The following is a 15,430-nucleotide window of genomic DNA, read 5'->3' on the forward strand; positions in this document are numbered from 1 at the left end:
TTAACCCCATTACGCGATTAGCATGGATTTAACCATTATATGATGAAGACCCTACTGAGGAGACTGTCTCCTTTTCTTATTCTGCTGCTGTTTGTCTTTGGCGCAGCCTTATTAATGCAAACGAAGGAGGCGCCAGAACAAAAACCTGAAGAGATGCCCATTCCTATCGTTGATGTCACGCAAGTGACTCAGCAAACAGTATCGCTAAACTTACCTTCCTACGGCGTGGTTACCCCAAAGTATAAAACCCAACTCGTGACCGAAGTTCAAGGCAGAATGCTCACTATCTCCCCTCATTTTGTTGCAGGTGGCATAGTCAAGAAAGGCGACCAATTAGCACAAATCGAGCCCTCAGATTACGAGGCTGACTTAATGCAAGCCGAAGCGACGCTGGCCCAAGCCACCGCCGCACTGAACGAAGAAATAGCCCGTGGTGAAGTCGCTAAAATCGAATTCAAAGGCTACGACAAGGGCTTGCCCCCTGAGTTAGGTCTACGTATCCCGCAACTCAAAAAAGAACAAGCTAACGTAAAATATGCGCAGGCAGCACTGGCGCGTGCCCAACGTAACCTTGAGCGCACAGTTATTCGCGCGCCCTTTGATGGCATAATCAAAGTTAGAAATGTCGATTTAGGGCAATACGTTAGCTTAGGCACTAATCTAGGTGAGCTCTACGATACTAGCGTTGCCGAAATCCGCTTACCCATTTCTAATGATGATTTAGCCTATTTAGAGTCTGTCGACAATCCCGATACCCAAGTCACGCTTAGCGCCTCTTTGGCGGGCAAAGAAAATACTTGGGAAGGCAATATTATCCGCAGTGAAGGTGTTATCGATGCCGAAAATCGCATGGTGTATTTAGTCGCAGAAATCAAAGATCCCTATCTGCGCGCGAATAAAGTGTCAGGTAGCTTACCACTTAAATACGGCAGCTTCGTCAATGCAGTCATCAAAGGTCGCACTGTCGATGGCATAGTCAAATTGCCCCGCCATGTGGTTCGTAACGACCAAGTCGCGCTAGTCAACGACAAAAATATCATTGAAATGCGCCAAGTAAATGTAGTTCGTAGTGATTTAGAAAATGTGTTCATCAAAGACAGTCTAAAAACGGGCGAACGCGTCGCTACGACCCACTTCAACAGTATGGCAAATGGGCAAATGGTCAAAATCTTAGGTGAAGCGGCATTGCCTACTGAGACACCAAAAGAAAATACTCCTGAATCGAGTCTTGCGGCCGCTGGAGTTAAATAATGGACACTCAAAAAGGGATCTTAGCTTGGTTCGCCCGCAACAGTGTGGCCGCGAACTTATTAATGTGTGTTCTACTCATCGGCGGCCTGTTCAGCAGTATTTTGATTAATAAAGAGGTTTTTCCTTCTTTCGAACTCAATTTATTAAATATTTCCGTCGCCTATCCAGGTGCGGCGCCACAGGAAATCGAAGAAGGCATCAACATCAAGATTGAAGAAGCCATCCAAGATATCAACGGCATCAAGAAAGTGACTTCTGTGGCTAGCGAAGGCGTTGGCTCGATTACCGTTGAAGTTGAAGACGGTTACGAAGTGCAGACCATTCTCGATGAAGCCAAACTGCGGTTAGATGCAATTTCAACCTTCCCAGTGAACATCGAAAAACCGAATATCTCTCAAATCAAACCTGAGAATAACGTCATTTGGGTGTCTGTTTATGGCGATATGACACTCCATGATATGAAAGAATTGGCTAAATCGGTTCGTGACGATTTAACCCAACTCCCCGCGGTAACCCGTGCGAAAGTCACAGGGGTGCGCGATTATGAAATCGGTATTGAAGTTTCTGAGAATAAGTTACGAGAGTACGGCTTGACCTTCTCACAAGTCGCATTAGCAGTGCAAAACTCCTCCTTAGACTTACCAGGTGGCTCTATTCGTGCTCAAGATGGCGATATTCTATTGCGCACCAAAGGCCAAGCCTACACGGGCGATGACTTTGCCAATATAGTCGTCACAACTCGCGCAGACGGTAGCCGTGTGATGCTGCCACAAGTGGCGACCATCAAAGATGATTTTGAAGAACGTTTGGAATATACCCGCTTTAACGGCAAACCCGCTGCGATTATTGAAGTCACCAGCATTGATGATCAAAACGCCTTAGACATTGCAGACCAAGTTAAACAGTACGTAGAGCAGCGCCGCGCCACACTGCCAGCTAACGCTCAACTCGATACTTGGGGTGATATGACCCACTATCTCCAGGGCCGCTTAGACATGATGATGTCGAACATGTTTTACGGTGCCTTGTTGGTGTTTATCATCTTAGCCATGTTCCTCGATCTGAAGTTAGCATTTTGGGTCATGATGGGGATACCCGTGTGTTTCCTCGGCACTATGTTGGTCATGCCGCTCGAACCTTTCTCCATGACGATCAACATGTTGACCCTATTCGCCTTTATCTTAGTGCTCGGAATAGTGGTGGATGATGCCATTGTCATCGGTGAGAGTGCCTACACAGAGGTCGAACGCCACGGTCACTCGGTTGAGAACGTGATCCGTGGCGCGCAAAAAGTGGCGATGCCCGCGACCTTCGGGGTCTTAACCACAATTGCGGCATTTATTCCCATGTTAATGGTTTCTGGCCCTATGGGGATTATCTGGAAATCCATCGGTATGGTGGTCATCCTCTGTTTAGCCTTCTCACTGGTAGAGTCTAAATTCATTCTGCCAGCGCATTTAGCGCACATGAAGTTTAAAAAACCTGGCGCACCAAAGGGATTCTTTGGCCACCTAAAAGCCAATTTTAACGACAGAGTGCAATATTTTATTCACCACAGTTATCGCAACTTTCTCGAGCGCTGTATCAAACACAGATACAACGTGGTCGCGGCCTTTATCGGTGTATTGATTCTGTCGATTGCCTTAGTCGCCAGTGGCAAAGTGCGCTGGGTATTTTTCCCTGACATTCCCTCAGACTTTATTCAAGTTGAGCTTGAAATGGATGAAGGCAGCTCCGAAGGTAACACCTTAAAAGTGGTACAGAGCATAGAAGAAGCCCTGTACAAGATGAACGAAAAAATGGAGAAAGATAACGGTTATCAAGTGGTGAAGCACAGCTTTATCAATATGAGCTCCCGTACCTCTGCCTTCATTTTTGCCGAACTGACGAAAGGGGAAGACCGTGAAGTCGATGGCGTGACGATTGCTGCCGCATGGCGTGAACAATTGCCCGAGCTTTTGTCGGTAAAAAAACTCAGCTTTAACGCGAGCACCAACGATGCTGGCGGCGATATTTCCTTCAGACTGACCTCAAGTGACCTCGATGAGCTGTCCGCAGCCTCTAAAGAATTGAAGCAAAAACTCGCCAGCTATGAAGGCGTATACGATATTGCCGACAACTTTTCATCGGGCAGCCATGAAATTCGCCTCAAGATACGCCCAGAAGCAGAAGCCCTTGGCCTGACGCTTTCCGATTTAGCCCGCCAAGTGCGTTACGGTTTCTATGGTTATGAAGCCCAACGTATTTTACGTAATAAAGAAGAAATCAAGGTAATGGTGCGCTACCCATTAGAGCAGCGCCGCACTGTGGGTTATCTGGAAAACATGCTGATCCGCACGCCAACGGGCACCTCGGTTCCCTTCTCGACCGTGGCACAAATTGAGAAAGGCGAATCCTACGCCTCAATTACCCGTGTTGACGGTAAGCGAGCGATCACCATCACGGCAAATGCCAACAAAAACATCGTTGAACCTTCAAAAGTGGTACAGGAAATCCAAAAAGATTACCTGCCACAATTGCAGGCCAAGTACCCTAAAATCCAAACTGCACTGGACGGTGGCAGTTTGGATGAACAGAATGCCATGGTCGGTTTGATGCAAGGCTTCTTCTTTGCGCTGTTCACCATTTATGCCCTAATGGCAATCCCACTGAAATCCTACAGTCAGCCGTTAATCATCATGTCTGTGATCCCCTTCGGGATTATCGGCGCCCTGTTTGGTCACTTAATTCAGGGACTCGCGATGAGCGTGTTAAGTCTCTGCGGCATAGTGGCATTAGCGGGTGTGGTAGTGAACGACTCCTTGATTTTGGTGGACTTTGTGAACCGTGCGCGGGAGCAAGGGCAATCGGTCAGGCAGGCGGCGGTCGATTCAGGCTGTTATCGTTTTAGGGCGATCATCCTGACGTCACTCACCACCTTCGTCGGCTTAGTGCCTATTATTCTCGAACGTAGTTTGCAGGCGCAAATTGTGATCCCTATGGCGACATCCCTCGCCTTCGGTATCCTGTTCTCGACCGTTGTGACGCTAATTTTAGTACCCTTGCTGTACATCATACTCGACGACGTTAAGCGCACTAGCAGCCGCTTCTTCCATTGGTGGTGGCAGCCTAAAAAAGACCATGAAGTGGACTTTACACCTGAGCATTTAGAGCCGCCAGTCCCCACTGACTATAAAAAAGACTATCTATAGGAAGTTAACTAGAAGCAGTTAATCAATGTCTTGAACCTTAAAAAGAGAGCTTAGGCTCTCTTTTTAATCCTCTGTGCGAGTCAATAACCTCTTAATCATCTATGTCATTTTGAGTCTGCTACGAGTGGCTTGAGCTTTCAAGTTGCGATCTAGTTGACAGTTATCGCATCAGGCTTTCGCTACACTGTGTTTAAGTCGTCAGCTATCGTTAAAATGAAACCCATCATTATGTCTGAGCATCTGCACAAGCAAAATATTGATAAACCACAAGTTGTCACCACAGAAATCCTAGCGAACGGTCACATAACAGATGAAGTTTGCACAAATGAAACCTGTGCGACTGAAACGCTTGTCTATGATATTCGTCGCAGTCGCTACCTTAATATTACGGGTCGCTGCACCCTGCGCTGCGCGTTTTGTCCAAAACATAATGGCAGTAAACAGATCCACGAATATCAACTGGCACTGTGTCACCAACCTAAGCCCGAAGAAATTATTCCACTGCTTGGCGATGTTAAAGACTTCGAAGAATATGTGTTTTGTGGCTATGGCGAACCGACCTTAAATCTTCCAACCTTGCTGGCGGTGGCGAAAGAAATTAAGCAAAGAGGCGGACGAGTACGTATTAATACCGATGGTTTAGGTAATTTAGTCCATAGGCGCAATATTTTGCCAGAACTGGCCAACTGCGTTGATAGTTTATCCATTTCCCTCAATGCGGATAATGAAGCCGCCTATATGGAACATTGTCGCCCCAAACTCGCCGGTTCCTATGCCGCCGTACATGCTTTCATCGCATTAGCGCCACACTATATTGAAACGGTACAAGTTTCAGCCATCGAAGGATTAGCGGGTGTTGATATCGACATCTGTCGTGAACAAGTTGAGTCCTACGGCTGCGAATTCAAGCATCGCATATTAGGCGCCTTAGGCTAAACGGCATTCTAATACAGCCAAAATCGACTGAAATACCCAAGCAGATAACACTGTCGATTACCTGAGTGGTACATGTGTGAATCGTCTTAACTTTTACTCAAGGAATCTTGCTGAGTAACTTGGCACTGTCGTAACAATTCTTTCGTGTTAACATAGCGAAATTAACAGTTCACCCACTCATAATCGGTTCATGCTGAAGAATAACCCAAGCACGTATCCCGCTGCGCCACTGCTCTCTTTAACCCAAGGGATCTATTGGTCGCATCAACGCTTACTCGCTATTGCAAGCCAGCTTTCTATGCTGGTGATTGGCATGATTATTTTAACTCACTTAATCATTACTTTAGGTGAACGACGCCTGCAAGAAGAGTGGGCAACACAAAGATACAGTGAACTGCAAACCATAGGCTCATTGATCGCAGATAAAGTGTCTTTTCAGCAATTTCGAACCCAAATTTTCGCCAATGGGGAACTGCTAAAACAATACTTAAGCAATCCTACCGCCAAGCAACAACTTAAATTGCAGGAAAACTGGCAAGATCTAGTAAAACATATTCCTGAGTTACTCGGCATTGCACTGTACGATCCCCAAGGTAACTATAAATTCTCAACTCCCCCTAATTTCAATAAAGATGCCTTACCACCGACCTTACTTGGAGCAAGTCGGAGCATGGGTGGCAAGGAGGTCTATACCTCGCCGCTGGAATTTGTTCCGATAGACGGCATGCTTGAACCTTATATGTATCAAATGGCGTGGCTCGAGAAGCCCGATCAGAGTTCTATCGGTTATCTGGTGACGTACAACTCTATGGTAAAAATGCTGGAGGCCATAAAACCAGCCTTTTCGAGCAATAAGTCCCCTATGTTAGTGCTAGATACTCAGGGATTACTCTATGCTGGCGCTAGCGATCTCGCCCCTCTAAGCAATATGCCAGAGACCTTAGGAGCAAGTTTAAGACAGAGTTATCCGGCCCTGTGGCGCGATATGTCCATGAGCAACTTTGGACAATTCCACGGTGAAGAAGCCACTTATGTTTACCTTAAAATCGAACTCACTGCCCAACCTGAGACCCACAGAGAATATTTTTTACTCTCCTATGTGCGCAACTCAGACATAGCTGCTCGTTTCTCACAATGGCAAAACATTGTCATTGTGGCATCGTTAATATTAACGGTTTTAGCCGCTTGGGTTGTACTACTCAGCCACATGTATCGCTTACAACAGCGTTCACGCCAATACAGTATTGATGTTGCTAATGGCTTATTTAATAGTGACATCGGCTTTATGATGGTCAACGAAAATGCCAGAGTCATCAGTGCCAATACTAAAGCGGCACAAGCGACCTTAGTACCATTAGATGAACTGACAGACCGAAGCCTACAGCGTACCTTATGCCTCGATGATAAAACCTACACGGAGTTAATGGAGCAGGTACATAAAACCGGTCAATGGTCTGGTGAAATCAGTCTAGAGAGTATCGATGGCCCTACTTTACGCGTTCATATCCGCCAAGCACCAAGGGCGAGCCGAGGCTCACCACATCTATTAATCACCCTTGAGGACATCAGTGAGTTAATCAGCAGCAAACAAAATGCTTTTCTCAGTGAGCTTTTATGCGATAACACAGTCGCGACAGCCCTCACAGATGCTAACGGTAAACTGATTAAAATCAATCCTGTATTCGATGCGTTAATGCAACTCAATGGCGATTTAAATCAAGATTTAGCGTCATTACTCGCGAATGATTTAGGCAATCAATGGCAGAGGATCAGCGCCCAAATTGCCATGCAAGGTCAGTGGCAAGGGCAAATTCTATGCTCACCTAAACAGGCGCATTCCAATTGTTTGCAAGCCACCTTGAAGGGCCATGTGGCCGTTGATGGTGAGATTGATTATATCGTCTGCACTTTAGAGCAAGCCGCCGAGCGTGGTCGAGGCACAGAGAAGCGTAACCTTGTGCCCCATCGCAGTACTATTCTGCTGAATTTGGCAGATTTAGAACGTTACTTTAACTCTCTGCCGCCACCAAGCCGTCTCAGCTCAAGCTTACTGTTAATGGATATCAATCCAGAGGGCATGCTAAGCCACATGAGTGATATCGACCAACTGGCAAATCGTCAGCAAGAAATAGAAGTGCAATTATTGCTTGAAATTCCAGCTAATTATCAAATTCTGCATTGGCAGCTAGGGAAGCTCATTGTGATGTTACCTGACACAGACGCCACCCATGCGCACAACTTTGCCCTCAATATGATGGAAAAGCTCAATGGTAATGGCTTAGGGGAAGGTATTAGTATTGGTATTGCGGGTTATCAAGAAGGCCAGACATTAGAGCAATATTTGAATAATGCCGAAGTCGCCCTAAAACGGGCGAAGCAAAATAACGATCAGAATATCGGTCAAGCCTTTACTCGTCATCAATCGTAGATTCGGGTGCATTAACTGAGTCAGGCAACTGACTCTGGGTAATTTCTATGATTGCCGAGCGGTTCATGGTGATTTTATAGCGAATATACTGCGGGGCTTCGCGCCCATCACGCAACACTAAAATCAGGTTGACTTGATAGCGCCGCTCAACCGATTCATAACTAATTTTGCCTTCAACTTCCTTATAAATCTTCGCTTTACCCCGTTCTAAATAACGGGCGAAAGGCACTAAGCTAAAGCTCACTTGCTCTTGAATAGTCGAATATCCCGCTTGGAATTCACTCTGATTCACCTTAGTGGCGATTTTATAGTGCAGAATTTCCGCATCGACCTTATTTTGACTATGTCTGTGCTTTAGAATGTCACTGACTTTTTCGGGTAGATCTTGCTGGCGCATAAACTCAAGCCATACCAACTGCTTAGCAATAACCGCCTGACTCGTAGTATCCCGTAAAATGCGGCTCCAACGTGGTCGACCCCGCTGAATAAATCGCCACATGGCATTGCGCACATCGTCCTTAAAGATTTCCCTAAAACCGTAGATCACGGCCAAGGTCAGCACTAGCGCAATAGTAAAACCACTAAAGGCGCCCTGAGCTTGAATTATCAACGCAGACACCACCAACATCACTAACGCGGTCGCCAGTCCTGTCGTAAACTTTTTAAGGCCAATCCCTAAAGGCTTTAACTCTTCTTTGAGTACCACACCTTGTTGGATTAAACGGCGCAACAACAACATCTTGTTAGAGATACGGTTAGGATCTTGCTTAGTTTGCGCTGAGTTGTACTTATGCTCATCACGATAGGCACATTCATTACGGCAGAGCGTGAGTACCCGCTCTAAAATATCGTTGAAATCACTGGTACGAGTGGCATAAGCGAGCACTTTGAGTAACTGCTGCTCACAAAACCAAGACAAGTAGTTATCAGCATTTTCAAAGTAAGATTTCCATTTGGGATCACCTGGTTCGTTACGACGAAACTTTTTCAGCAACTGGGCAATTTGTTCGCGTAATTCGTCGAGGGCAAAATAAAAATGGGTTACATCTGTGATTTGATTGAGTTCTTTAACATCGTTTTCAACCGCAACCGCAAACTGATAGGCGAAGAGATTTAGGTACAATCTGAATTCTTCAACAGTACGGCGATTTAAACTGGCAAAACGCCCCTGCACCAGAGGTAAGTGCAAGCCTTCTGAATAGTATGAGCGACGTCCAACTATTGAGCTGTAGTAGTACTCTTCTTCATTGAGCGTGCGCGAGCCTATGCCCATTTCCTTAGGTAAAAAGAAATAGAGATCGAGCTGCCGATTATCGCCCTTTTCCATCTGATGGCTGAACTTAATCGACAGGGATTCTTCTTGCTTTACACGTATCTTAGACACAACACCCTTTTCATGAATCCCTCACAGGAGACTCACCACAGTAATCACAAATCAATGAGCACTAATCTTAACTGAAATAAACTCAAATTCACTGATTAAATTCGACTATTTACGATTCTGCATCCACAAATGGTATTGCTAGGCTGAAAAAGGACCACTGCATAATCTTTGGTGTCATCCATATCTAACACCTCGATACTGAGATTGTGCATTTCCGAGTCATTAAAATGTAAGCTACTGATATAGGATAGATATTTCATATGTTCTGGCCAATTTTTTTGCTTTTCAATTTCAGATTCCGTTTTCGTTTTAACGGTAACTTTATAGGTCATGCTATTGCCCTCAATACTGTCGACTTTGCCTTGCATTAAAATATTGCCCGCACTCGTACCGTCAATATTAAAGTAACGATAATTGATCTGCGTATTGTCAGCGGCAATCAAAACATCCACGAGTAGGTAAAATTTACCGTCACTGCTAACACTCGAGCTGCCGCTGGGATTGGCACTAGAATGGCGGTCGAATAATTCAGAGCTGCAATTTAAAATCATCGTCTGATTGGTAGCCGACTGTTTGTATATCACACCGCAGGCCATAATCAATGCCGACAAGATAACAATATTAATCGTCCACTTTAGCCATTTAGCCACAGATGTTAACCTCCTGCAGCCAAGCAGCATCGATAAAGGTTTTCGGTCGAGTGAAATCACTGATTTTAATATTACGGATCACTGACTGACCGAGTTTTTCGCCTCGAAAAGTAATATTAAGCACTTGTTTATCATGGGACAAAGAAGCATAAACATCAGCCCAATCACTTTGACCGCAGGCGATTAATCCTGCACTTAAGCGCTCACCTAATTCGAAGAGTAAGGTGTTATTAGTATTGGAATCAGCAAATAAGTGTAATCGTACTTGCTGGCCTGAAGCCAAAGGTAATATTGAGGTCATAAGTGCTTGGGTTGGCTTGCTGTGATCCGTATGATTCAAATAAAACACCGAAAACGCTAACATAAACCCGAATAATACTAAGGCACTCCACAAAGGCACTGTATGCAATCTGAGGTAATTAACACCTCTAAACTCAGTCCCATTAGATGGTTGAAGTAAATAACCTTGGCCTTTCACGGTTTCAATCAAGCCCTCATATTGAGGTCCAAGAAAGCTGCGAAGCATAAAGACAGCACGGGCCACAGAGGTATCAGTTAGCGGCGGATGCTTTCCATCCCCCGTCTTCAGCATGTGCTTAGAAACCAACTTACCTTGATGCTCAACAAGCAAATTAAGTACTTGTAACTCGGCTCGAGGAAGATGCCAAGATTCATCGCGAGACAACTCAATCAGTATGCCTCGTTCCCGATCAAACCTGCAGTCTCCCAATTGCATCAACATCCACTCAACTCCATAAAAACACAAAGTTAAGTCTATGCAAACTAACTAATGATTAATGTGATCTTGCTAACCCAAGTCAGCAAATAGTTAATTTTCGTGAGACGACCTCCAAGTTCAGCGCTATTAGGTAAAAACATGCGTTAACTCACAGGAATAAATGCCATTTAGCACATGGGAAATTCGGCATAAATTTACATAAATATAATAAATATCGGGACGATGAGCACCTTGCAATCTGTTTAGTTAATTAAAATGCAGAATTTAAGTCGGTTAATTCTATTGTAGTGATGCTATTTACCGCTCATGTAAAAGGCAAATATCCTCCGGCGTAAATCACAATATTTATCTCAAGCATGCTTAGAATTTACGCCATCAATTTATCTTTAGCATTTGATAAATAGAAGTAATCCTACATAGAGGAAATACATAATGAGCATAAATAGACGTCAAGCATTAACCCGTATTATTGGTATTAGCACCGCTGCGGCAGGTGCAACACTCATGGGGACATCGGTTCTCGCGGCAACGAATGCCGATGGTCAATATCAATTAGCGATAGGTGAGAAACTTAAATACGTTCCACTTGATGCAATGGCAACAGCAAAACTGGCCTATGAAACGGGTGGTGGTTGTATGCACCAAGTTTTTCATGCCGTTGTGACTATGCTAGCCCAATCTAATAGTGCCGATGCAGACAAGTTCAAAACAATCCCAACGGCATTAGCCGCCTATGGTTTTGCAGGGGTAACGGGCCAAGGCACACTCTGCGGTAATCTTAATGCGATAGGCATGTTAGTGAATATTTTAGATGACATTAATGGTCACAATAACGCCGTGATAGCCAATACCTTCCGCTACTACGAAAATACAACGCTCCCTTTATCTTCACCTGAATTTGTTACTGGTATTGGCTCGACAGCAGAAAAAACGGCTCTTGTGGGCAGTTCATCAAAAGCCAAGAGCGTGTTATGCCACTCATCTATCAGTAACTGGTCAAAGGCTTCTGGCTTACCATTCGCGAAAAAAGGTGAACGCTGTTACCGCTTATCCGCGTCTATGGCTTATTACTTAGTCGATGTATTGAATCGTGCCTATCAAGGAGAGAATATCGGCGCCCTTGTTGGTAGTAAGCCAACACCAGATGCACAAGATTGCCAAACTTGTCACGGTAGTACTAGCACACTAGGCTCAGCGGCAAGTGTAAAAACAGACATGGAATGCACCACTTGCCATACAGGGCATTTCAATTAAGGAGACTGTGATGAAATACCCATTACTCACATTGACCCTCGCGACATTAATGCTCGTAGGTTGTGGCAGTGACAACAATAATACTGAGCCTGAAGCTCCGCCGACACCGCCACCTCCCGTCGAAAATGCAGTAAACATTGATGAAGCAACGCAAATAAATCTCAAGCTTGAGCAATTTGACTCGAGTACAGGGACAATTCAATTTTCACTGACGGATACGCAACAAGAAGCGATCACTGCGGCGAAAACCTATGATATTTACTATTTTGGGTTCCCCGACAAAGCCAAGGAATCCTCGAATCCGAAGGCATGGAAACACTGGCATGTTACCCAAAATTATCGTTGCCAAAGTCTTGGAGAATGCAGCGGTAAATTAACCGAAGTCACAAGCGGTCAATATCAATTTGAGATAGCTGGCTTAGATTGGGCTCAGCAGGATCCAAGTGGTTCAGTAACACAAATTAAAGTCGCGATTCAGATCTACGGTGCAAAAGCCAATAACGAGCTGGATTTAATCCAAGTGCTACCGCAATAATCCTTCCCATGACATATCCAAACAAATAGAGGCATCCATCGGATGCCTCTATTTTATTCATTGATATCTAGACGTTATGCGATTGAATTTTGTTAGATCGATGTTGTTCGCTAAATAATTCGCGATATTATCCGCTACAAAACGACTCACAAACGTCAATACAGCCCAAAAGATGAATGCTCAGTACTTTTATTTAGAACATCGCGGCATTGAGCCACATATGTACTAAAATGCTCGCGATATAACCCAGCGCAATGACAGGTGTCCAACGCAAATGGGCACCAAAGGTGTAAATCCCCCTAGCTTGTCCCATTAACGCGACCCCTGCAGCACTGCCAATTGACAATAAACTGCCCCCAACTCCTGCGGTTAACGTTACCAGTAACCATTGGCCTAAGGCCATCTCAGGGTTCATCGTCAACACAGCAAACATCACCGGAATATTATCAACAACCGAAGACAACAGACCGATAGCCACGTTGGCATAGGTCGTATCCCAATTGGAATACAAAGCCTCAGATACTAAGCTCAAGTACCCCATAAAGCCAAGGCCACCCACACATAGCACTACACCATAAAAGAACAACAGGGTATCCCATTCAGCGCGGGAGATCCTGCTAAACACATCGAAGGGCACCACACTACCAAGCTGCTGAAGACGCTGCTCGTCCTGACGCAATTCAGCCTTTGCACGTTCGCGGGCAACGGAACGATTGAAGGTTTTACGCAGATAAAAACCAAAGAATTGTAAGAAACCTAATCCCGTCATCATACCCAATACAGGCGGCATACCTAAGAAGGAATGAGCACACACTGCCGTAGCGATTGTGAGTAAAAACAACCCAACAATTCGCTTAGCACCCGGCTTAGTATAAACATGCTCTTTTTCTGGCTCTGGCACGAAATGTGGAATAAACACACTCATAATGGCAGCGGGTAATGCAAAGTTCACTAAAGCAGGAATAAACAGATGGAAGAAATCGCTAAAGTGTACTAATCCTTTTTGCCACACCATTAAGGTCGTGATATCACCAAACGGGCTAAACGCGCCACCCGCATTAGCCGCAACAACAATGTTGATACAGGCTAGGGTGATAAACTTGCGTTGCCCTGCCCCCACCTTCATCACCACGGCACACATCAATAGCGCAGTCGTTAAATTATCTGCCACGGGTGAGATAAAGAACGCCATAAACCCCGTCAACCAAAATACGGTTCTTAGACTAAAACCACGGCCGACAAGCCAACCACGAATGGCATCAAACAAATTTCGCTCTTCCATAGCATTGATATAAGTCATCGCCACGAGTAAGAAGAGTAGAAGCTCTGCATATTCAAGCAAGTTATGTTTGAATGCCGCTTCCGACACTTCAGACATACCATTTTGTACATACACAAAACCTATCATGCCCCAGATAATCCCTGCCGCGACCAGCACAGGTTTCGACTTGCGTAAATGTAACGACTCCTCAGCCATCACCATTATGTATGCAAGCACAAACACAAAGACGGCAACATAACCCACACTCGATGCGGTTAAATTAAGCCGTTCTATCCCTTCTGTCATAGCCCATGCTGCAGGTGAGAATCCGCTCAATATTGCAACGCAGAATAGACTCCAGAACGCCATTCCACTGCCTTTAAACAACCGCTGTAATTTCATTAAAGTTCATCTCTACGTAGGAAATTAGTCGAAAATTACCATAGCTTCGGCATAGTAAATGTTGATAAAACGCAACTTTCTATGCATTACCCTATAACCAAAGGCGTTTAAAACATTAATTTTTGTATAACTACAGCGATAACTAATAAAGAAACATTTAACTTAGTCTAAAAAGAGCCAATAAAAAAGCACCTCAAAGGTGCTTTTTAGTTTCTAATCAGCGTCACTGCATTAGAAGGAATATAACAAGGTCATATTGGTTTCTGTATCTGTACTTTTCTTATTATCCAACGGCTCGCTGTTGTAGCGCACAATAATGGCAAACTTCATTGCTAATGCGCCGATAATATTCGCCGTTAACGAAGTTTCAGAGCGGGCATCGAGCTTATCACCGTAATCTGCAACGAAACGTTGTTGGAATTTAGAGGTGTCAGTGATTTCGGTTTCAAAGTTGATCACACCGTGAGCAACGACGCTGTCATTGGTGTCATGGCCTTCGATAAGTGCTTGCTCTGTATCAAGACGCTGATAGATATAACCTGGACCGACTTCGACATCTAAAAAGGTCTTACTAGTATCATAGAATCTATAACCATAACCCGCTGCGCCAGATAGCGTGTAATCATAACCGGTGAACGGATCAACTTCATAATTACCGTTAGCAAACAAGTAGCTACGATCTGTCATCTTGTAGTTACCTTGTGCACCCGCTAAATAGCGTTTCGCGGTAACAGAACCTGTATCCTCTTTATATAAACCTTCGAGTAAGTACTGATTCTCCCAATCGCCAAGCTCATGCTTAAGATTTAAACGCCCTTTGAATGATGAGGTTTCAGTGTTACCTGTGGTTAAGGTTGCACCAAGTTCAGCTTCACCTGCGAATGTCTCATCGCCTTTTACAAAATCGGCCCCAGCTGTCGCCATAAAAGGTGCAGTCATTAATAGTGCTGCGGTCAGTACTTTCTTCATGTTTATCCGTTCCTGTTCCGTTAAATCCAATCCCTATAAATATCTGTTCGTCCCAGCGATGCTGAATAAGCACATATTAATAAGGGTTAGTATTTTCCCCTGAAAATCTGCGCGATATTAACATTTACGATTAAAAAATGAAAATTGCAGCTATTTTAAGTATAAAAAAACCCGCTTTAGCGTAATGCCGTTCACTTAAGAGTGAACGGCATTTTTCTTTGCTCTAACCGGGAACTTGTTTTTGCTCATTTTAAGGACTCGTGGATATGCCCTTTCCCGTTTACCATCCAGCTTAAATTGCCGTGCATTTCGTTCTATATCCAATACGTCTCTCGGGACATTCCCCGGTGTTTGTGATGACAGTTGTGTCAACTTGAAGATGATATAACTCGCCGCATCCCGAAAACTCAGTTGATTGGGATGGACCGAT

11 protein-coding genes and 1 pseudogene are annotated in these 15,430 nt (G+C 44.6%); 6 read left to right on the forward strand and 6 right to left on the reverse strand.

The features are described from left to right. The first annotated feature begins 39 nt into the window (after nt 1-39). The 4 genes from L5M38_RS19720 to L5M38_RS19735 all read left to right on the forward strand — a co-directional run bounded on the left by L5M38_RS19720 (nt 40) and on the right by L5M38_RS19735 (nt 7,806). Entirely contained in the window at nt 40-1,251 is a 1,212-nt protein-coding gene (locus tag L5M38_RS19720) for an efflux RND transporter periplasmic adaptor subunit (RefSeq protein ID WP_263167466.1), read from the forward strand. Further along, nucleotides 1,251-4,442, forward strand: a complete 3,192-nt coding sequence (locus L5M38_RS19725; protein ID WP_263180094.1) for an efflux RND transporter permease subunit — start codon at nt 1,251-1,253, stop codon at nt 4,440-4,442. Before L5M38_RS19720 ends, L5M38_RS19725 begins: the two co-directional genes overlap by 1 nt. A gap of 228 nt (nt 4,443-4,670) precedes the next feature. Next, nucleotides 4,671-5,378, forward strand: a complete 708-nt coding sequence (locus tag L5M38_RS19730) for a TatD family nuclease-associated radical SAM protein (RefSeq protein WP_263180095.1) — start codon at nt 4,671-4,673, stop codon at nt 5,376-5,378. Between the two features lie 190 nt (nt 5,379-5,568). Beyond that, nucleotides 5,569-7,806 carry a PAS domain-containing protein gene (locus L5M38_RS19735; protein ID WP_263180096.1) on the forward strand — a complete coding sequence of 746 codons (2,238 nt, stop codon included), beginning with the start codon at nt 5,569-5,571 and terminating at the stop codon, nt 7,804-7,806. On the opposite strand, the gene L5M38_RS19740 is transcribed toward L5M38_RS19735, so the two are convergent. From L5M38_RS19740 to L5M38_RS19750, 3 genes are all read right to left on the reverse strand, one after another. Beyond that, the gene (locus L5M38_RS19740) at nt 7,787-9,190 is read right to left on the reverse strand and encodes a hypothetical protein (protein WP_028761621.1); all 1,404 of its coding nucleotides are present in this window, start codon (nt 9,188-9,190) and stop codon (nt 7,787-7,789) included. The two genes, L5M38_RS19735 and L5M38_RS19740, sit on opposite strands and share 20 nt — an antisense overlap. A gap of 95 nt (nt 9,191-9,285) precedes the next feature. Then, a complete protein-coding gene (locus L5M38_RS19745) occupies nt 9,286-9,840 on the reverse strand; it encodes a hypothetical protein (protein ID WP_263180097.1) in 555 nt (184 codons plus the stop codon). Continuing rightward, nucleotides 9,833-10,582 (reverse strand): transcriptional regulator, encoded by a 750-nt coding sequence (locus tag L5M38_RS19750; RefSeq protein ID WP_105250092.1) that lies wholly within the window; start codon nt 10,580-10,582, stop codon nt 9,833-9,835. Before L5M38_RS19750 ends, L5M38_RS19745 begins: the two co-directional genes overlap by 8 nt. Nucleotides 10,583-11,011: 429 nt before the next feature. Here L5M38_RS19750 and L5M38_RS19755 point away from each other — a divergent pair, with 429 nt between their 5' ends. Together L5M38_RS19755 and L5M38_RS19760 are read left to right on the forward strand one after the other, a co-directional pair. Beyond that, on the forward strand, nt 11,012-11,833 hold the full coding sequence (locus L5M38_RS19755) for a cytochrome C (protein ID WP_168824862.1): 822 nt from the start codon (nt 11,012-11,014) through the stop codon (nt 11,831-11,833). A 10-nt stretch (nt 11,834-11,843) separates the two neighbouring features. After that, nucleotides 11,844-12,368 carry a hypothetical protein gene (locus L5M38_RS19760; RefSeq protein WP_263180098.1) on the forward strand — a complete coding sequence of 175 codons (525 nt, stop codon included), beginning with the start codon at nt 11,844-11,846 and terminating at the stop codon, nt 12,366-12,368. Nucleotides 12,369-12,561: 193 nt separating this feature from the next. On the opposite strand, the gene nhaD is transcribed toward L5M38_RS19760, so the two are convergent. From nhaD to L5M38_RS19775, 3 genes and pseudogenes are all read right to left on the reverse strand, one after another. After that, entirely contained in the window at nt 12,562-14,031 is a 1,470-nt protein-coding gene (gene nhaD / locus L5M38_RS19765; RefSeq protein ID WP_198572830.1) for a sodium:proton antiporter NhaD, read from the reverse strand. Nucleotides 14,032-14,262: 231 nt separating this feature from the next. Next, nucleotides 14,263-15,000, reverse strand: coding sequence for a YdiY family protein (locus L5M38_RS19770; protein WP_028761626.1), 738 nt, complete (start codon nt 14,998-15,000; stop codon nt 14,263-14,265). Between the two features lie 195 nt (nt 15,001-15,195). After that, nucleotides 15,196-15,430: pseudogene (locus L5M38_RS19775) on the reverse strand (IS4 family transposase); the annotation flags it as partial.

The organism is Shewanella sp. SM101, from assembly GCF_025654465.1.
Taxonomy (GTDB): domain Bacteria; phylum Pseudomonadota; class Gammaproteobacteria; order Enterobacterales; family Shewanellaceae; genus Shewanella; species Shewanella oncorhynchi.

Bases quoted from the DNA above. Each gene is read 5' to 3' on its own strand.
- L5M38_RS19755 (WP_168824862.1), top strand. From the start codon at position 11,012: ATGAGCATAAATAGACGTCAAGCATTAACCCGTATTATTGGTATTAGC.
- L5M38_RS19730 (WP_263180095.1), top strand. From the start codon at position 4,671: ATGTCTGAGCATCTGCACAAGCAAAATATTGATAAACCACAAGTTGTC.
- L5M38_RS19760 (WP_263180098.1), top strand. From the start codon at position 11,844: ATGAAATACCCATTACTCACATTGACCCTCGCGACATTAATGCTCGTA.
- L5M38_RS19770 (WP_028761626.1), bottom strand. From the start codon at position 15,000: ATGAAGAAAGTACTGACCGCAGCACTATTAATGACTGCACCTTTTATG.
- L5M38_RS19720 (WP_263167466.1), top strand. From the start codon at position 40: ATGATGAAGACCCTACTGAGGAGACTGTCTCCTTTTCTTATTCTGCTG.
- nhaD (WP_198572830.1), bottom strand. From the start codon at position 14,031: ATGAAATTACAGCGGTTGTTTAAAGGCAGTGGAATGGCGTTCTGGAGT.
- L5M38_RS19750 (WP_105250092.1), bottom strand. From the start codon at position 10,582: ATGTTGATGCAATTGGGAGACTGCAGGTTTGATCGGGAACGAGGCATA.
- L5M38_RS19735 (WP_263180096.1), top strand. From the start codon at position 5,569: ATGCTGAAGAATAACCCAAGCACGTATCCCGCTGCGCCACTGCTCTCT.
- L5M38_RS19725 (WP_263180094.1), top strand. From the start codon at position 1,251: ATGGACACTCAAAAAGGGATCTTAGCTTGGTTCGCCCGCAACAGTGTG.